At 51.7% G+C, this 19,628-nt stretch carries 13 protein-coding genes; 4 read left to right on the forward strand and 9 right to left on the reverse strand.

Annotated elements, in window-relative coordinates; genetic code table 11:
- Positions 1 to 34: 34 nt before the first annotated feature.
- Positions 35 to 1,183 (reverse strand): MFS transporter, encoded by a 1,149-nt coding sequence (gene ycaD / locus EAS44_RS16360; RefSeq protein WP_000109282.1) that lies wholly within the window; start codon positions 1,181 to 1,183, stop codon positions 35 to 37.
- 313 nt (positions 1,184 to 1,496) lie between these two features.
- Between ycaD and ycaC the strand changes: the two genes are divergently transcribed.
- Positions 1,497 to 2,123 carry an isochorismate family cysteine hydrolase YcaC gene (gene ycaC, locus EAS44_RS16365; protein ID WP_000165876.1) on the forward strand — a complete coding sequence of 209 codons (627 nt, stop codon included), beginning with the start codon at positions 1,497 to 1,499 and terminating at the stop codon, positions 2,121 to 2,123.
- 35 nt (positions 2,124 to 2,158) lie between these two features.
- Here the strand turns inward: ycaC and dmsC are convergent, their stop codons facing one another.
- The 8 genes from dmsC to lrp all read right to left on the reverse strand — a co-directional run bounded on the left by dmsC (position 2,159) and on the right by lrp (position 14,475).
- The gene (dmsC, locus tag EAS44_RS16370) at positions 2,159 to 3,022 is read right to left on the reverse strand and encodes a dimethyl sulfoxide reductase anchor subunit DmsC (RefSeq protein WP_000534662.1); all 864 of its coding nucleotides are present in this window, start codon (positions 3,020 to 3,022) and stop codon (positions 2,159 to 2,161) included.
- Between the two features lies 1 nt (position 3,023).
- Entirely contained in the window at positions 3,024 to 3,641 is a 618-nt protein-coding gene (gene dmsB, locus EAS44_RS16375; protein WP_000213098.1) for a dimethylsulfoxide reductase iron-sulfur subunit DmsB, read from the reverse strand.
- Positions 3,642 to 3,651: 10 nt separating this feature from the next.
- Entirely contained in the window at positions 3,652 to 6,096 is a 2,445-nt protein-coding gene (dmsA, locus tag EAS44_RS16380; RefSeq protein ID WP_000850286.1) for a dimethylsulfoxide reductase subunit A, read from the reverse strand.
- 238 nt (positions 6,097 to 6,334) lie between these two features.
- Positions 6,335 to 7,627 carry a serine--tRNA ligase gene (gene serS / locus EAS44_RS16385; protein WP_000886683.1) on the reverse strand — a complete coding sequence of 431 codons (1,293 nt, stop codon included), beginning with the start codon at positions 7,625 to 7,627 and terminating at the stop codon, positions 6,335 to 6,337.
- 90 nt (positions 7,628 to 7,717) lie between these two features.
- Positions 7,718 to 9,061, reverse strand: coding sequence for a replication-associated recombination protein RarA (gene rarA / locus EAS44_RS16390; protein WP_000067797.1), 1,344 nt, complete (start codon positions 9,059 to 9,061; stop codon positions 7,718 to 7,720).
- Between the two features lie 10 nt (positions 9,062 to 9,071).
- The gene (lolA, locus tag EAS44_RS16395; RefSeq protein WP_001295343.1) at positions 9,072 to 9,683 is read right to left on the reverse strand and encodes an outer membrane lipoprotein chaperone LolA; all 612 of its coding nucleotides are present in this window, start codon (positions 9,681 to 9,683) and stop codon (positions 9,072 to 9,074) included.
- Positions 9,684 to 9,841: 158 nt separating this feature from the next.
- Positions 9,842 to 13,846, reverse strand: a complete 4,005-nt coding sequence (gene ftsK, locus EAS44_RS16400; protein ID WP_021558379.1) for a DNA translocase FtsK — start codon at positions 13,844 to 13,846, stop codon at positions 9,842 to 9,844.
- 134 nt (positions 13,847 to 13,980) lie between these two features.
- The gene (gene lrp / locus EAS44_RS16405; RefSeq protein WP_000228473.1) at positions 13,981 to 14,475 is read right to left on the reverse strand and encodes a leucine-responsive transcriptional regulator Lrp; all 495 of its coding nucleotides are present in this window, start codon (positions 14,473 to 14,475) and stop codon (positions 13,981 to 13,983) included.
- A 543-nt stretch (positions 14,476 to 15,018) separates the two neighbouring features.
- On the opposite strand from lrp, the gene trxB reads away from it, so the two are divergent.
- From trxB to cydC, 3 genes are all read left to right on the forward strand, one after another.
- Positions 15,019 to 15,984, forward strand: coding sequence for a thioredoxin-disulfide reductase (gene trxB, locus EAS44_RS16410; RefSeq protein ID WP_000537432.1), 966 nt, complete (start codon positions 15,019 to 15,021; stop codon positions 15,982 to 15,984).
- Positions 15,985 to 16,106: 122 nt separating this feature from the next.
- Positions 16,107 to 17,873: a heme ABC transporter permease/ATP-binding protein CydD gene (gene cydD, locus EAS44_RS16415; protein ID WP_001043638.1), complete on the forward strand. Its 1,767-nt coding sequence runs from the start codon at positions 16,107 to 16,109 to the stop codon at positions 17,871 to 17,873.
- The gene (gene cydC, locus EAS44_RS16420) at positions 17,874 to 19,595 is read left to right on the forward strand and encodes a heme ABC transporter ATP-binding protein/permease CydC (protein ID WP_001202198.1); all 1,722 of its coding nucleotides are present in this window, start codon (positions 17,874 to 17,876) and stop codon (positions 19,593 to 19,595) included.
- The last annotated feature ends 33 nt before the right edge of the window (positions 19,596 to 19,628 follow it).

Consider the following 19,628-nt stretch of genomic DNA (forward strand, 5'->3'; position numbering starts at 1 on the left):
TGAAACAGTAAGTTCACACTCTGCTTGAATTCATTTACACGTGAGCCACGGGTTTCGGCGTATGACCGGCGTTGCGAAGCAGCATCAGCAAATAGATAAACGATACGCTGGCGATCATGATAAATAATAAATTATCGGAGAAATTCTGCATTAGCATAGCGGTAAATGACGGGCCAAGCAGGCTTCCCACGGTATAGCTCAACAGTAAGGCCTGGTTCATCGCTACCAGTTGATGATGTTCAACTTTCTCACAAGCCCAGGCCATCGCCACCGGATATAGCGTAAAGCCAGCGGCACCGAGGATGAATAACGCTGGGGCCATCGCCGCCTGGCTAAGCATCGCAATACTGCCGAGAATGACGACAAAGACCTGAACACGCAACACCAGCAGTCGACCAAACTTATCCGCCAGACGTCCAATCGGCCATTGCCCGAGGATACCCGCACTGACCAGTACCGCCATCCAGAAACCAATGCTGGCATTGCTCACCCCTTTGTGATTGAGGTACAGCGGCATCAGGCCATATAGAGATCCCAGCACGATTCCTGAGATAATGCAGCCATTCACGCCAAGCCGTGCCTGACGGAGTTTTAGCATTGACGTAATTGACGTCGAATCATGGTTTTCAGCCTGCTGATTCAGGACATGCGTAAACAACAGCGGTAAGATTCCTGCCAACGTCAAACCTGTAACCCACGGCAATACACTCATCAACTCGGTTGAGACTTTGCTGACCAGTAACTGGCCTAAAAACGTTCCGACGTAATAAACCATCATATACGCAGCAAGCAACCGCCCGCGGTTACGCGACGTCCCACTGCACATCAGCGCACTCTCAACAACCACCCAAATCATGGCACAGCCGATGCCAGCGACAAAACGCCACGCCAACCAACTCCAGAATCCAATCATCAGGCCAAGGCCGGCACAGCCAGCGGCAAAAATGAAGGAGGCCAGATAATAGCTACGGTTAAAGCCAATGCGTTTAATGACATACCCTGTCAGCAATGTACCGACAAGGTTGCCGGTAAAATAGGATGAGCTGACAACGCCTACCTGCCATGTAGACATGTGTTCCTGGGCGAGCCAAAGCGGCACGAGTGTATTTAACACCGCAATCGCCAGAGTCAACAAAAGCAGGCCAGACAGCAAAAGCATGACAGGCCGGGTATACGTGGACATGAATTAAAACCGTGAGGAAGTTCAAATTTCATGCGCATCATGCCACCGCCAAAAACATTGTCAATGGGTGAAAATACGCGCATATCGCAGCGGCGGTATTATCGATTTATATTACTCATTCATAACGCTAATGCTGAAGAGACGATTAATCTCATCTGATTGTTTTTATTGATCTAACACAAATTTCATACGCTTCGTTCAGTCGAAAAATTTCATGGTCACAGCAAACTCATATTTCCCGTCTATGCTTTCAGAGCAATGCATCACGTCTGACCGATTTAGACGTACCACTGACTCTCGAAAGGAGAAGAGGATGACCAAACCGTATGTTCGTCTTGATAAAAATGATGCTGCCGTTTTGCTTGTTGATCACCAGGCTGGTTTACTTTCCCTTGTACGAGATATCGAACCCGATAAGTTTAAAAATAACGTGCTGGCGCTGGGTGACCTGGCTAAGTATTTCAACTTACCAACTATTCTTACCACCAGTTTTGAAACCGGTCCTAACGGCCCATTAGTTCCAGAACTGAAAGCACAATTCCCCGATGCACCTTACATTGCTCGCCCGGGAAATATTAACGCCTGGGATAACGAAGATTTTGTAAAAGCTGTCAAAGCGACAGGTAAAAAACAGTTAATTATTGCCGGTGTGGTAACCGAAGTTTGCGTGGCATTCCCGGCGCTTTCAGCCATTGAAGAAGGGTTTGACGTCTTTGTCGTGACTGACGCGTCAGGGACCTTTAATGAAATTACCCGGCATTCGGCATGGGATCGCATGTCGCAAGCTGGTGCGCAATTGATGACATGGTTCGGCGTGGCGTGCGAGCTGCATCGCGACTGGCGTAATGATATTGAAGGACTGGCGACGTTGTTCTCTAACCACATTCCTGATTATCGTAACTTGATGACCAGTTATGACACGTTAACGAAGCAGAAATAAAAGCGAACCGGGGCCGAAACCCCGGTTGTTACTGATTAACTTGCGACAGCCATCCCCACGGTCATATGCAAACCATAGAATACGCCACGACCGATTAATTCCCCTGCCAGAAGCAGAATGAATGATACAGAAAGTAGCGGAACCGCAGGCTGATAACCTTTTAGCTGTGGTGCAATCCACAAGCACAGGGCAACGGCCAAAAGCACGATCCGCCAGGACATCAGCGCACCATAGTCCGGCACCAGCGCTGCGGCCTGCTGCACAGAGCTATGAATATTCGCCAGCTCTGCGCCCTGCATCACTGACATCACGCCACTCACTACCAGTGCCAGAACAGAAATGGCTGGCAGCAGACGCATCGCCCAGCCATCGACACCAGCCAGACTCAGCAACAGGTAACCCAGTAACGGGCCGCCCATAAACATCGTCAGGAAGAAGCCCATCGGTGTCCAGATGCTGTACCAGGTGGGTACTGTATCGATGCTGTTATACACACGCACCATCATCCAGACAAAGACTACGCCAAGAACCATCGTCACCACCAGCCAAAGCGTACGCAATGCCGGTGAAAGCTTTTTCAGCATTGCCAGCAACCAGCCGATGCCGCCTACAGCAAAAAAGATCGAACCGCTGGCAATTTCGTTACTGAGTGCTGAAGCCCCTACCCGATTGAGCGAGTTAAAAGCGCGCATCGGTGAACCAAGATGAAGCATAGAGGCGATAAAGCCAATGCCCATCAGCACCCATAAACCCAACATGCAGGCGATAACACGCTGCTGGGCTTCTGCTCGCAGGTCGCCTTTGAGCAGCGCCAAAGCCAGAACGATAAAACCACCCGCTACACATTGCCCGAAGACCGTGAAGATCATCAGCGGCCATTCATGCCATCCACTTCCCATCTCACACCTCCTTCGGGTTTGCCAGATAGCCAGTGGTATCCCCGGTTGGGCGGCTGTTGGCATTGGGTTTGATCACAATATTCGGTTTGGTAAAGTGAGCTCGCGGCAACGGCGCAACGGCCGCCAGATCGCCATGTTTTTTACGCAGCTCGTCGATAGGGCCGAAATCCAGCGCCCGCAGCGGGCAGGACTCTACGCAGATCGGTTTTTTTCCCTCCGCAACACGGTCATAACAACCATCGCATTTGGTCATATGGCCTTTCGTTTCGTTATATTGCGGTGCGCCATACGGGCAAGCCATATGACAGTAACGGCAGCCAATGCATACATCTTCATCGACCACAACAAAACCATCTTCACGTTTATGCATCGCACCGCTCGGGCAGACTTTAGTACAAGCCGGATCTTCGCAGTGGTTACATGAAATCGACAGATAGTAGGCAAACACGTTCTGGTGCCAGACACCGTTATCTTCCTGCCAGTCGCCACCAGCATATTCATAAATGCGGCGGAAGCTGACTTCTGGCGTCAAATCTTTGTAGTCTTTACAAGCCAGCTCGCAGGTTTTGCAACCGGTGCAACGGCTGGAATCAATAAAAAATCCATACTGGGTTGTCATCGGTTACTCCTTACACCTTTTCAACCTGAACAAGGTTCGTATGTGATGGATTCCCCTTGGCAAGAGGAGACGGACGTTGAGTGGTCAGTACGTTAATACAACCGCCCTTATCGACACGTTTTGTATCCGGGTCATACCAGGCACCTTCACCCAGTGCGACCACACCCGGCATCATTCGTGGCGTCACTTTCGCCTCAATATGAACCTCACCACGATCATTAAAGATCCTGACTTTATCGCCGTTGTTGATACCGCGTTTTTGCGCATCAAGCGGGTTGATCCACATTTCCTGACGGCAAGCTGCTTTCAGCACATCAACGTTGCCGTAAGTTGAGTGAACGCGAGATTTATAGTGGAAACCCGTAAGCTGCAGCGGATACTGTTTGTTCAGCGGATCCTGATAACTTTCAAAGCCCGGCGTGTAGATCGGCAGTGGATCGATCACATCACCTTCTGGCAATTCCCAGGTAGCGGCAATGTCAGCCAGCGCCTGCGAATAAATCTCAATTTTCCCCGATGGCGTGGTCAGTGGATTTGCCTGCGGATCTTCACGGAAAGCTTTATAAGCAACGTGATGCCCTTGCGGATCGCGCTTTTTAAAGATCCCCTGCTTACGGAACTCTTCAAACGTTGGCAGTTCAGGAATCGCTTCCCGCGACTGGGCATACAGATGCCGCATCCACTCTTCCTGAGTACGACCTTCAGTAAACTGTTGTTCGACGCCAAGACGTTTTGCCAGTTCGCTGGTCATCTCATAGATAGTCTTACATTCAAAGCGCGGTTTAATGACCTGATCATTGAAAATAACGTAAGACATATTCCCGCAGGATGCATCCAGTGCAAAGTCCATCTGTTCGGAAGCGGTGCAGTCAGGCAGCAGGATGTCAGCATATTTCGCCGATGAGGTCATGTGGCAGTCGATAACCACAATCAGCTCGCACTTCTTATCATCCTGAAGGATTTCATGGGTACGGTTGATTTCAGAATGCTGATTAATCAGGCAGTTACCGGCATAGTTCCAGATCATTTTGATCGGCACATCCAGCTTATCTTTCCCGCGCACACCATCACGCAGCGCCGTCATTTCCGGGCCACGTTCAATGGCATCGGTCCACATAAACATAGAAATGCTGGTCTGGATCGGGTTTTCGAGAGTCGGCATACGGACAAACGGTAAGCTGTATGAACCTTCGCGCGCGCCGCTGTTCCCCCCGTTAATACCAACGTTACCGGTCAGAATCGCCAGCATCGAGATAGCACGGGTTGCGATTTCACCGTTAGCATGACGCTGCGGGCCCCATCCCTGGCTGATAAACGCCGGTTTGGTACTGCCGATTTCACGAGCCAGTTTGATGATTTTGTCTGCCGGAACACCGGTGATTTGCGAGGCCCATTCCGGTGTTTTAGCCACGCCATCGGGTCCTTCACCCAGAATATAAGCTTTATAGTGACCATTTTTCGGCGCACTGGCTGGCAGGGTTTTCTCGTCGTAGCCAACGCAATATTTATCGAGGAATTCCTGATCTACCAGGTTTTCGGTGATCATGACATACGCCAGACCGTTAACCAGTGCGGCATCTGTTCCCGGACGAATAGGGATCCACTCATCTTCACGCCCGGCACCGGTGTCGGTATAGCGCGGATCGATGATGATCATGCGAGCATTAGATTTCTGGCGCGCCTGTTCAAGATAGTAAGTCACCCCACCGCCACTCATTCGCGTTTCGCCAGGGTTATTACCAAACAGCACTACCAGTTTACTGTTTTCGATATCCGACGGGCTGTTACCATCTGCCCAGCCGCCGTAGGTATAGTTCAGACCTTCCGCAATTTGCGCGGAGGAGTAGTCGCCATAATGGTTCAGATAACCGCCGCAGCAGTTCATTAGCCGCGCGACCAGGGTATTTCCCGGCGGCCACGAGCGGGTCATGGTGCCGCCCAGCGTACCGGTGCCATAGTTCAGATAGATAGACTCGTTGCCGTACTCTTTGATCAGGCGCTGCATTTTGGTCGCGATGATGTCGTAGGCTTCTTCCCAGCTAATGCGCTCGAATTTGCCTTCACCGCGCGCCCCGACTCGTTTCATCGGATATTTCAGGCGGTCCGGATTGTAGACACGGCGACGCATGGAACGCCCACGCAGACAGGCGCGAACCTGGTGCAGGCCGTCGTAATTGTCATCGCCGGTATTGTCCGTTTCGACATATTTGATTTCACCGTCCACTACGTGCATACGTAGCGGGCAGCGACTACCACAGTTAACTGTACAGGCGCTCCAGATAACCTTTTCGTCTGATTTTGTTGGAATAGCGCTATCGACAGCGTGCGCAATCCGACTAAAAGGTAATGTTAATGCGCTGCTGGCCATTGCCAGGCCGCCGATCGCTGTCGTTTTTACCAAACCACGGCGACTCACCTCAGCAGCCAATACCGCATCAGGGATTTTCGTTTTCATAATGGCTCACTCAAGCTTGCTCACGATTGATTCCAGTAACAAACCGTATTGTGTAATTATTTCTATAGCAGATCGCTATATAGGCTTGTATACATCGAATAATTTGAAAATCAAAGAGATAGGTAGATTTTCACTCGAAAGTAGTATTACTTGTAAGTGAGGAGTAATTATTGTTCGGTATCAAAGGGAGACAAAAAAAGCGCCCGCAGGCGCTTTTTAGATTCAGAAAAATTGGGTATTAGCCAATATATTCCAGTCCGTTCATATACGGACGCAGAACTTCTGGTACTTCAATACGACCATCAGCCTGCTGATAGTTTTCCATTACTGCAACCAGCGTACGACCAACAGCAAGACCAGAACCGTTCAGGGTATGAACCAGACGGGTTTTCTTGTCCGACTTGCTGCGGCAACGTGCCTGCATACGACGTGCCTGGAAATCCCAAACGTTGGAGCAGGAAGAGATCTCGCGGTAGGTGTTCTGTGCCGGGATCCATACTTCCAGGTCGTAAGTTTTGCAAGCGCCAAAGCCCATGTCGCCGGTACAAAGGATGATTTTACGGTACGGCAGGCCCAGCAGCTGCAGGACTTTTTCCGCATGACCGGTCATCTCTTCCAGCGCCGCCATTGAGTCTTCCGGGCGCACGATCTGCACCATTTCAACTTTGTCGAACTGGTGCATACGGATCAGACCACGAGTGTCACGACCATATGAACCAGCTTCAGAACGGAAACATGGGGTGTGGGCGGTCATCTTAATTGGCAGATCATCTTCATCGATGATTTCACCGCGTACCAGGTTGGTCAGCGGAACTTCTGCCGTTGGGATCAGCGCATAGTTACTGGTGTCTGCTTCTTCTTCCAGCGGACGAGTATGGAACAGATCGCCAGCAAATTTCGGCAGCTGACCCGTACCGTACAGCGTGTCCTGGTTAACCAGGTACGGAACATAGTTCTCACTGTAGCCATGCTGTTCGGTATGCAGATCCAGCATAAACTGCGACAGTGCGCGGTGCATGCGAGCAATCTGCCCTTTCATGACGACAAAGCGGGAACCAGTCAACTTAACTGCGGCTGCAAAGTCGAGGCCAGAGTGCATTTCACCCAGCGTCACATGGTCACGAACTTCAAAGTCAAACTCACGCGGGGTGCCCCAGCGACTGACTTCAACGTTGTCATTTTCGTCTTTACCTACCGGCACTTCATCTGCAGGCAGGTTAGGGATGGTTAGCGCGATATCGCGAATTTCAGCCTGTAAAGCATCCAGCTCGGCTTTTGCTGCATCCAGCTCTTCGCCCAGTTTGTTCACTTCCAGACGTAAAGGCTCGATATCTTCCCCGCGCGCTTTCGCCTGGCCAATGGATTTCGATCGGGAGTTACGCTCCGCTTGCAGGTTTTCCGTTTTGACCTGCAATACTTTACGACGCTCCTCAAGAGCGCCCAGCTTATCTACATCCAGCTTAAAGCCCCGGCGTGCCAGTTTTTCAGCGACTGCGTCTGGCTCATTACGCAGCAGATTGGGATCGAGCATGCTTATCCTGTGCTTATCGAATTAAATGGGAGATGTGGCCACAGCCTGCGACCACAGGGATACATTAACAACATTACCGCAACGATAACATTAACGGTAGCGTTTTATGGGGCTATTTTGATCCTGTTCAGCCAGCCAGGCGAGCTTTTCGCCAATCTTGCCTTCAAGGCCCCTGTTTGTCGGGAAATAATAGCGTGTTTGTGCTATTTCCGGCGGGAAGTAAACCTCACCGGCAGCATAAGCGTTTGCTTCATCATGAGCGTAACGATATTCCTGCCCGTAGCCCATTTCCTTCATTAATTTCGTCGGCGCATTACGCAAATGAACCGGCACGTCATAATCCGGACGTTCGCGAGCATCGGCCAGCGCGGCTTTAAACGCAGTGTAGACAGCGTTGCTTTTTGGCGCGCAGGCCAGGTAAACAATCGCCTGAGCAATGGCGCGTTCACCTTCCGCCGGGCCAACGCGAGTAAAGCAATCCCAGGCCGCAATTGCCACCTGCATCGCCCGTGGGTCGGCATTGCCGACATCTTCGGAAGCAATTGCCAGGCAACGACGCGCAACATATAACGGATCGCCACCGGCGGTAATAATTCGCGCATACCAGTAGAGCGCCGCATCGGGTGCGCTACCACGTACCGACTTATGCAATGCGGAAATCAGATCGTAAAAGCGATCGCCTTTGTTATCAAAGCGGGCGCTACGTTCACCGGCGATTTCGGTCAGTAATTCAGGCTTCAGGACCCGCTTACCGCTATCATCGACTTCGGCCATATCCGCCATCATTTCCAGCGTATTTAACGCCCGGCGCGCGTCGCCATTCACCAGTTCAGCAATGGCGCGTCGTGTTTCATCTGGCAGAACAATATCCTGACCACCATAGCCACGGGTTTTGTCTTCCATCGCCTGAGTTAGTACTTGCTCAATATCCTCTGTACTCAGGGATTTCAACAGATAGACACGGGCACGGGAAAGCAGTGCCGAATTAAGCTCAAACGACGGGTTTTCAGTGGTTGCGCCAATAAAAGTAATGGTGCCGTCTTCAATATGTGGCAGAAATGCATCCTGCTGGCTTTTGTTGAAACGGTGAACTTCGTCAACAAAAAGAATAGTGCGGCGACCTGCATTGCGGTTTTGCCGAGCGCGTTCGATCGCCTCGCGAATCTCTTTCACGCCAGAGGTGACGGCAGAAATACGTTCCACATCAGCGTTCGCATAGCGGGCAATCACTTCAGCGAGGGTTGTTTTGCCGGTACCCGGCGGCCCCCAGAGGATCATAGAATGCAGATGCCCGGCTTCGATAGCGCGCGGCAACGGCTTCCCCACAGCCAGCAAATGTTGCTGGCCGATATACTGTGCTAAATTTTCTGGCCGCATACGCGCGGCCAGGGGTTGAAAAGTATTATCCGAAAAATCGAGCGACAGATTGCTCACTCAAGTGCCTCTACTTACGTTGATCATCTACCGTGACGCCTTGCGGCGGGGTGAAGGTAAATTTCGCTGCATCCACAGCCCCATTTTGCTGGGATTTCAGCTGATAACTGCTGCGCTGATCGTCCTGCTCCACCGCGCTAAACTGATGGATTGTGCCATCACGTCCCACGTTAATGGTGAACTGCTTCAGATTGCCATTGCTGGCTTTCGGCGTCAGAACAAAGTCATCGCCATTCTGTTTGATATTGTACTGCTGCCAGTCGCTGGACTGGTTGCGGGCAATCAGCATAAACGGCGTATTACCGGTGGCATCTTTCAGCCAGGTTGCCGTAGCTTGCTCAACGAACGGGTTATAGAACCACAGTGTTTTACCGTCAGAAACCAAAATGCTTTCATCAGGTTGAGTCATATGCCAGTTGAATAAGTTTGGACGTTTCACCCACAGATCGCCCTGGCCTTCCTGCACCGCCGCGCCGCTACCGTCAGTCACTTTTTGTGTGAAGCTGGCGTGAAAGCTGCTGACTTTATCCAGGCGGCTTTTCAGATCGCTTGCGGCATCAGCCCAAACGCTGCTTGCTACTAAACTTGAGAGTAATGCACAGGTGATGGCAATTTTTTTCATCATTATTCCTCAAATTACGTCACTCCCAATCGGGAGTTCCCTCTACTCTCTATTCCAGGCTAATAATCAGCTTGAGGAAAGAAGAAAATACTGAATTTTCAGTTGATAGAATACCGGATGCGACGCTATCGCGTCTTATCCGGCCTACGTTGCATTAATTAGTCAAATGGCGGTGGGGCCAGCACTTCACGATTTCCGTTGTGCCCCTGTTCGCTGACAATCCCCTGCGCTTCCATCTGTTCGATAATACGCGCTGCACGGTTATAACCAATGCGGAACTGACGCTGTACGCCAGAAATTGACGCTTTGCGTTTTTCAGTGACAAACTGCACCGCCTGATCGAACAACGGATCCAGTTCTTCAGCGCCATCGAAACCGCCCACGCCACCTTCGCTTTCACTGTCGGAGGTGATGCCATCAACATACTGTGGGCGACCACGCGCTTTCCAGTCCTGCACCACGGCATGAACTTCCTGATCGCGAACAAAAGCACCATGGACACGTACCGGCAACGTGGAGTTCGGCCCAGAGTAGAGCATATCCCCCATACCCAGCAGTGATTCCGCACCAGCCTGATCAAGAATGGTACGTGAGTCAATCTTACTGGATACGGTAAAGGCGATACGGGTCGGAATATTCGCTTTAATCAGACCAGTAATAACATCAACCGATGGACGCTGCGTTGCCAGTACGAGGTGGATACCCGCGGCACGGGCTTTTTGCGCCAGACGTGCTATCAGCTCTTCCACTTTTTTACCTACCGTCATCATCAGGTCGGCAAATTCGTCCACCAACACCACAATGTATGGTTCTTTTTTCAGCACCGGATGCTGCGCATCCATACTATCACCCGGCTTCCAGTACGGGTCTGGAATCGGACGCATCATGCGATCGGCTTCAGCAATTTTTTCGTTATAACCCGCCAGATTACGCACACCCAGCGCAGACATCAGTTTATAACGACGCTCCATCTCGTTAACACACCAGCGCAGCGCGTTGGCGGCATCTTTCATATCAGTAACAACTTCCGTTAACAGGTGCGGAATGCCTTCATAAACCGAAAGCTCCAGCATTTTCGGGTCGATCATGATGAAACGCACATCTTCTGGCTGTGCTTTATAAAGCATGCTCAGGATCATCGCGTTCACCCCGACAGACTTACCGGAACCGGTAGTCCCCGCAACCAACAAGTGCGGCATTTTCGCCAGATCGGCAACCACCGGCTCACCGGCGATATCTTTACCCAGCACCACGGTTAATGGCGACGGATTATCGCGGAATTTGGCGTTATCCAAAACTTCGCGCAGATAAACGGTTTGTCGTTTTTTATTCGGTAACTCCAGACCTACATAGGGTTTGCCAGGAATAACTTCAACGACACGCACCGCCACCGTCGAAAGTGAACGGGCAAGGTCACGTGACAAGTTAGAAATGCGCGCTGCTTTTACGCCCGGTGCCAGGTTCAATTCAAAGCGAGTGATAACTGGCCCCGGAGAGTAATTGACAACATCGGCTTTAATACGGAAATCAGCCAGACGCGCTTCTACCAGGCGCGCCATTTGTTCAAGCGCAAAGGTATCTACCGGCTCCACTTCGCTCGGCGGCGGTGTCAGCAAATCCAGAGAAGGCAGTGGCGTCGTCGGTTTATGCAACGGACGGCTGTCGCCATTACGCATCAACAGCGGATGAAGCAGGGTATCCTGCGGCTGTGATACAACCGGCTGTTGTGGCTGCTGATACTGCGGCTGCTGTGCAACCGGTTGTTGTGGCTGCTGATATTGCGGCTGCTGTGCAACCGGCTGTTGTGGCTGCTGATATTGCGGCTGCTGATACTGCGGCTGCGGTGCAACCGGTTGTTGCGGCTGCTGATATTGCTGCTGCGGTGCTACCGGTTGTTGCGGCTGCTGTACAGGTTCAACAATTGGCGTAAACAGCGGTTCGTGTGGACCATCATCCAGCAACGCTTTCATTGGCGAAAATTCAAAATCATCCAGCGAGAACGGATTCGCCCCAGCCGGTTGTTCGCCGGAATAACGTTGTTGTTGAGTTTGAGCAAACTGACGAGCCAGTTCTGCCTCTGCCGCAGCATCTGCATCTTCTGTGTTCACGGGCACATCATGTTGATACTGTTCGCCATAGCGTTGCTGCTGCGTCTGGGCGAACTGACGTGCCAGTTCATCCTGCTGCATCGCATCGATTTCATCATCGTTGTACTGATCGCCAGAATCGTACTGATTACGCTGGGCTTCACGGGCTTTTTCTTCTGCCGCACGCTGTGAGGGCAGCTTAATACCGTAAGACGCCAGTTCACGACGAGTTGGCACGCGGATGCGTTTCGGTCGTGGCAACTGCGGGCCAATCCCCTCTTTGACCTGCGGACGCGGTCCACCGCCATTTGCCAGACTGAAGACTGGCGCGGCAACGGTTGCGGCAGCCCCCGTCGCCAGTGTCGCTTTTTTCACACCAGATGCCAGCGGAGAAACAGCGGCAGCGGCTTCTACTGGAGGTACTGCTGCAACAGAAGGTGCTTTCAGCGAAGATTTGATCGGTTCCGGTTCTTTAACCGGTTCTGGAATCGGTTGATACCAGGCCGCAAGTTGTTCACGTTCACGGGCTCGCTTCTCTTCCACTTCTTCAAAATAGTAAAGCGGCGGACGCGTGGGTTTTGTCTCTTCTACAACGGGTTCAGGCTCCACAACAGGCTGCTGTTCAACGGGTTGCGGCTGTTGGTACAACGGCTCCTGAGCGGCTGGCTGCTGATAAGTTTGCTCCGTCTGGTATGTAGACTGTGGAGCAAAAGTGGATTGCTGCTCTTCGGCTTGCCAGGCGTTACCTGCCACCGGTTGTTCTGGCGCAGGGGCGTAATACGGCTGTTGCGCAGACTGTTCCGGCGCAGGAGCGTAGTAAGGTTGTTGCACAGGCTGTTCAGCCGCAGGCGCATAATACGGCTGCTGTGGCTGTACAGGTTGTTGCAGCGGCTCATTATATTGCACTGCAGGCTGCGCATATTGTGACTGCTGTGGGTAACCTTCCGGTGCAGGTGCAATAACCGGTTCTCCCGTTTGCGGCCCCGGTACAGGCTGCCAGGCTACTGTAGGTTGCGTAGGTGGAACATCAACAGAGGCAACTGGCGGCGTCTGAGTCACAGGTTCAACCGGTGCAGCCCAGCTTTGTGTCGCCGTGGTAGCAGCAGCTGCTACAGCAACAGGTTCGGTAATTGGCGCACCGTTTAATAATGGATCGTATTCGTCATATTCTGGCTGCGTTGCACGATTGCCCGAAAACAGGACGTCGTCAGGGTCGGCAGCCACACCGCGTGCAGTGTAGGTAATCTCTTCTTCATCATCCATCCGCTTACCGGAGAACAGCGCAGCATCTGTTTGCCGCCCCATCGGATTAATGAATTTTTCCGCCAACCGTTTACGACGCGCTAGCGCGCCGCGAAGAATACGGGCACGGCGTGATTCATGCTGTTTGCCGTGATTTTCATCTTCATACTCTTCGTCGTCTTCATACTCATCTTCATCGACCCAGGTATCATCGCGACGGGTACGATTACTGGCGAAGGTAAGAATATTTAAAATCCAGCCGCCGAGTTTTTCAGCAATGGTCACCCATGACCAACCGGTGAACAGCGTCAGGCCCGCTGCCCAAACGCAGAGCAGCGCAATAGTTCCCCCGCTACTGTGTAGCAGTGGTTGTAGCGTAGTGCTTAGTAAGCTGCCAATGACGCCACCGGAGGCAAAATACCAGATATCGTCAGCGTTGATTGCCGCCAGACCACAGGAGGTAAGGATGAGCGCCAAAACGCCAATGATGCGTAGCGAAACGGCAAAATAATCAATGTATTCGTCGCTGGACTGATGACGCCAGGCAAACCAACAACCGCCGACAATAATGACGGGAATGGTGTAAGCCATCACGCCAAAAATAAAGAACAGCGTATCTGCCAACCACGCACCGGGCATCCCACCTAAATTATGGATAGGTTCATGCCAGGCCGTTTGCGACCAGCTGGGGTCCGAAGGGTTAAAGCTTAGTAAGGCAGCCATCAACCAGACGGCAAACAGGACAATAAGGATCAGCAACGCCTCCAGAAGACGGCGGCCGCTACTTAACTTTGTCAATGTGACTTCTTTGTCTTCAGTGTATTCCTGGCTCAAGAAAGGCTCTCCAGGTTACAGGCTTTTCCTGCCCGATGCTAAAACGGACAACAGTACCAGGTTACCCCAGTACTGTTGCTGTATGGATTAACAGGAGTGTAATCAAAATACGCCGATTTTGCACCTGTTCCGTGTTAGCGCGTCTTAATAACCAGACGATTACTCTGCTTGACTTCTTCCATAACAACGTATGTCCGTGTGTCATTGACACCAGGCAGACGCAGCAGGGTTTCCCCCAGTAACTTACGGTAAGCAGACATATCCGGCACGCGTGTTTTCAACAGGTAGTCGAAATCACCGGATACTAAATGACACTCCTGAATTTCTTCAAGTTTTTGTACAGCGGTATTGAATTGTTCAAACACATCCGGTGCGCCACGATTCAGAGTAATCTCAACGAATACCAGAAGTGATGCATCCAGATAATGGGGGTTCAGCAGCGCCGTATAGCCCTGAATAAACCCTTGTCTTTCCAGCCGACGCACACGCTCAAGGCACGGCGTTGGGGAAAGTCCCACACGTTTAGAAAGCTCGACGTTAGAAATACGCCCATCCTTTTGCAACTCATTAAGAATGTTACGATCGATACGGTCGAGATCTTTGCCAGGGCGCTTCTTGCTATCTACCATTATTATTGTCTCTCTGTATTCCTTCCCTACTCCTGTCTGACCCTGAAACATCACTGTTCAGAGTCGCTACCCGTCACGATAGACCGAAATCATGAAGATTCACGGCGCGCAATGCCTGGGTCTACGGTGAGAAGACCGTTGCCTTGTGGCAGCTATCGACATCACGAATGGCGTCTGTCCACGCCATACGTAGATTTCACTAGCACGGTAAACATGGTATTTACATGCATGGTTATGCGCATATAAGAATACTGTTTTTTTTCTTCCTCGAATGTTTTCGCAAAACACCAGGGGATTGTCAAAGCAAAACATCGATTTTTAGTACAACATGCCAGATATTCATTAACAGGGGCGTTTATTCATCATTTAATCGGCTTATAAAGCGGGAAATTTAAGTAGCAGAGGTGATAATGACGGGAGAATTTGACCTGCTTATCGATGCTGCCGATTGCACAAATTGTTAACAAAATCGTCATACTCTTTTTTTACGTCTGTAAATTCCCTACAATCCTGCCATTGTCTGCCAACAACTATGGGGATCTCATGGGCACGACCAAACACAGTAAACTGCTTATCCTGGGTTCAGGCCCGGCGGGATACACCGCTGCTGTCTACGCGGCGCGCGCCAACCTGCAACCTGTGCTGATTACCGGCATGGAAAAAGGCGGCCAACTGACCACCACCACGGAAGTGGAAAACTGGCCTGGCGATCCAAACGATCTGACCGGTCCGTTATTAATGGAGCGCATGCACGAACATGCCACCAAATTTGAAACTGAAATCATCTTTGATCACATCAACAAAGTTGATTTGCAGAATCGTCCGTTCCGTCTGACTGGCGATAGCGGCGAATACACTTGCGACGCGCTGATTATTGCCACCGGAGCTTCTGCACGCTATCTCGGCCTGCCCTCTGAAGAAGCCTTTAAAGGCCGTGGAGTTTCTGCTTGTGCAACCTGCGACGGTTTCTTCTATCGCAACCAGAAAGTTGCGGTCATCGGCGGCGGCAATACCGCGGTTGAAGAGGCGCTGTATCTGTCTAACATCGCTTCGGAAGTTCATCTGATTCACCGCCGTGATGGTTTCCGTGCGGAAAAAATCCTCATTAAGCGTCTGATGGATAAAGTGGAGAACGGCAACATTATTCTGCACACCAACCGTACGCTGGAAGAAGTGACCGGCGATCAGATGGGTGTCACTGGCGTTCGTCTGCGCGATACGCAAAACAGCGATAACATCGAGTCACTCGACGTTGCCGGTCTGTTTGTTGCTATCGGTCACAGCCCGAATACTGCCATTTTCGAAGGGCAGCTGGAACTGGAAAACGGCTACATCAAAGTACAGTCGGGTATTCATGGTAATGCCACCCAGACCAGCATCCCTGGCGTCTTTGCCGCAGGCGACGTGATGGATCACATTTATCGCCAGGCCATTACATCTGCTGGTACAGGCTGCATGGCAGCTCTTGATGCGGAACGCTACCTCGACGGTTTAGCTGACGCAAAATAATTTTACAAATCAGTAACAAAAGTAAAGAAGGCGACACCATGCGACTATGGGTCGCCTTTATTTTTTCCCCGTTGTAACATTGCTCTGCAAATAATTCTGATAACTCACCTGCTAAGCGTGCAATGAATAAATCCCGTCAAAAAGAATTAACCCGCTGGTTAAAACAGCAAAGCGTCATCTCCCAACGTTGGCTGAATATTTCTCGTCTGCTGGGCTTTGTGAGCGGCATATTGATCATTTCCCAGGCCTGGTTCATGGCGCGAATTCTGCAACATATGATTATGGAGAATATTCCCCGTGAAGCCCTGCTGCTTCCCTTTACGTTACTGTTTCTGACCTTTGTACTGCGCGCATGGGTGGTCTGGTTACGCGAACGGGTGGGTTATCACGCCGGGCAGCATATCCGCTTTGCCATCCGCCGTCAGGTTCTCGACCGTCTGCAACAAGCAGGGCCAGCGTGGATTCAGGGTAAACCAGCGGGGAGCTGGGCGACGCTGGTACTCGAGCAAATTGACGATATGCATGATTACTATGCACGCTACCTGCCGCAAATGGCGCTGGCAGTGTCGGTGCCGCTGCTGATTGTGGTGGCTATCTTCCCCTCTAACTGGGCCGCGGCGCTCATTCTGCTGGGCACTGCACCGCTAATTCCGTTATTTATGGCGCTGGTTGGAATGGGGGCTGCCGATGCTAACCGACGTAACTTTCTCGCTCTTGCTCGCTTAAGTGGGCATTTCCTCGATCGCCTGCGCGGCATGGAAACATTGCGTATTTTTGGTCGTGGTGAAGCTGAAATTGAAAGTATTCGTTCTGCTTCGGAAGATTTCCGCCAACGGACAATGGAAGTGCTACGGCTGGCGTTTTTATCCTCCGGCATTCTCGAATTTTTTACCTCGCTGTCGATTGCTCTGGTGGCGGTCTACTTTGGTTTTTCCTACCTCGGCGAGCTGGATTTTGGTCACTACGATACTGGCGTGACGCTGGCTGCGGGTTTTCTGGCCCTGATCCTTGCGCCAGAGTTTTTCCAGCCATTACGCGATCTCGGTACGTTTTATCATGCTAAAGCCCAGGCTGTTGGTGCAGCTGACAGTTTGAAAACGTTTATGGAAACCCCGCTCGCCCATCCGCAGCGCGGTGAGGCGGAATTAGCATCGACCGATCCGGTGACCATTGAAGCCGAGGATCTGTTTATCACGTCGCCGGAAGGTAAAACGCTGGCCGGACCGCTGAATTTTACTTTGCCAGCAGGCCAACGAGCAGTGTTGGTTGGTCGCAGCGGTTCAGGTAAAAGTTCACTGTTGAACGCGCTTTCTGGTTTTCTCTCATATCAGGGATCGCTACGAATCAACGGGATAGAATTACGCGATTTATCACCGGAATCATGGCGTAAACATCTCTCCTGGGTTGGGCAAAACCCACAATTACCGGCAGCAACATTACGGGATAACGTACTACTGGCGCGACCTGATGCCAGCGAACAAGAGTTACAAACAGCGCTGGATAACGCCTGGGTCAGTGAGTTTCTACCGCTCCTGCCGCAAGGCATTGATACGCCTGTTGGTGACCAGGCTGCCCGCCTTTCCGTGGGGCAGGCGCAGCGCGTGGCGGTGGCCCGTGCGTTACTAAATCCCTGTTCGCTATTACTGTTGGATGAACCCGCTGCCAGCCTTGATGCTCACAGTGAACAGCGCGTAATGGAGGCGCTGAATACCGCCTCTCTGCGCCAGACAACGTTAATGGTCACCCACCAGTTAGAAGATCTTGCTGACTGGGATGTCATTTGGGTAATGCAGGATGGTCAGATTATTGAGCAAGGACGTTACGCGGAATTAAGTGTGGCTGGCGGCCCATTCGCCACATTACTGGCCCATCGTCAGGAGGAGATTTAAATGCGCGCTTTGCTACCCTATCTGGCACTGTATAAACGTCATAAATGGATGTTAAGTCTTGGTATCGTGCTGGCAATTGTCACGCTGCTCGCCAGTATCGGTCTGTTGACCCTTTCCGGCTGGTTCCTCTCCGCCTCAGCGGTAGCGGGGGTTGCCGGACTGTACAGCTTCAACTATATGCTACCCGCTGCGGGCGTGCGTGGCGCAGCAATCACCCGTACTGCCGGGCGTTATTTTGAACGTCTGGTAAGTCACGACGCGACTTTCCGCGTGTTGCAGCATCTGCGCATATACACCTTCAGCAAATTGCTGCCCCTCTCCCCTGCCGGACTGGCGCGCTATCGTCAGGGTGAATTACTCAACCGCGTGGTGGCGGATGTTGATACGCTCGATCATCTTTACCTGCGCGTTATCTCGCCGCTGGTAGGTGCTTTTGTGGTGATTATGGTGGTGACAATCGGGTTAAGTTTCCTTGATTTCACCCTCGCCTTTACGCTGGGCGGCATTATGTTACTGACGCTTTTCCTGATGCCACCACTGTTTTATCGTGCGGGAAAAAGCACCGGGCAAAATCTGACTCATCTTCGCGGGCAGTATCGCCAACAACTGACGGCCTGGCTGCAAGGGCAAGCTGAGCTGACCATTTTTGGTGCCAGCGATCGTTATCGCACGCAATTAGAGAATACAGAAATTCAGTGGCTGGAAGCGCAACGCCGTCAATCTGAACTGACCGCATTGTCGCAAGCGATAATGCTGCTCATTGGCGCGTTAGCGGTGATCCTGATGCTGTGGATGGCGTCCGGTGGCGTTGGCGGCAATGCTCAACCCGGCGCGTTAATTGCCCTGTTTGTCTTCTGCGCGTTAGCCGCGTTTGAAGCGCTGGCACCAGTAACGGGTGCATTTCAGCATCTGGGGCAAGTCATTGCCTCTGCCGTACGGATCACTGATTTAACGGATCAAAAACCGGAAGTCACCTTCCCTGATACCCAAACTCGTGTTGCCGATCGCGTTTCGCTGACATTACGGGATGTTCAGTTCACTTATCCGGAGCAATCCCAACAGGCACTTAAAGGGATTTATCTTCAGGTAAACGCCGGGGAACATATTGCGATTCTCGGGCGAACCGGATGCGGCAAATCAACACTGTTACAACTGCTGACCCGCGCATGGGACCCGCAACAGGGCGAGATTTTGCTTAACGATAGTCCCATAGCCAGCCTGAATGAAGCGGCTCTACGACAGACCATCAGCGTTGTTCCCCAGCGAGTGCATCTGTTTAGCGCCACGCTGCGTGATAATCTGTTACTCGCCTCGCCTGGTAGTAGTGATGAGGCTCTGGCGGAGATCTTGCGTCGCGTTGGTCTGGAGAAGCTGCTCGAGGATGCAGGTCTCAACAGTTGGTTAGGTGAAGGCGGACGCCAGCTCTCCGGTGGTGAACTGCGCCGTCTGGCTATCGCCCGTGCGCTGTTACATGATGCGCCGCTGGTATTGCTGGATGAACCTACAGAAGGCTTAGATGCCACAACCGAAAGTCAGATCCTTGAATTGCTTGCAGAAATGATGTGCGAGAAAACGGTGTTAATGGTCACCCATCGACTTCGCGGACTCTCTCGTTTCCAACAAATAATAGTGATGGACAACGGGCAAATTATTGAGCAAGGTACTCACGCAGAACTGCTTGCCAGACAGGGGCGTTATTACCAGTTTAAGCAGGGTTTGTAAGCTATTATTGAACGATCCGACTTGCGTGGAGTT

Origin of the sequence: Escherichia coli DSM 30083 = JCM 1649 = ATCC 11775, assembly GCF_003697165.2 — a bacterium.
In the GTDB taxonomy this organism is placed as follows: Bacteria; Pseudomonadota; Gammaproteobacteria; order Enterobacterales; family Enterobacteriaceae; genus Escherichia; species Escherichia coli.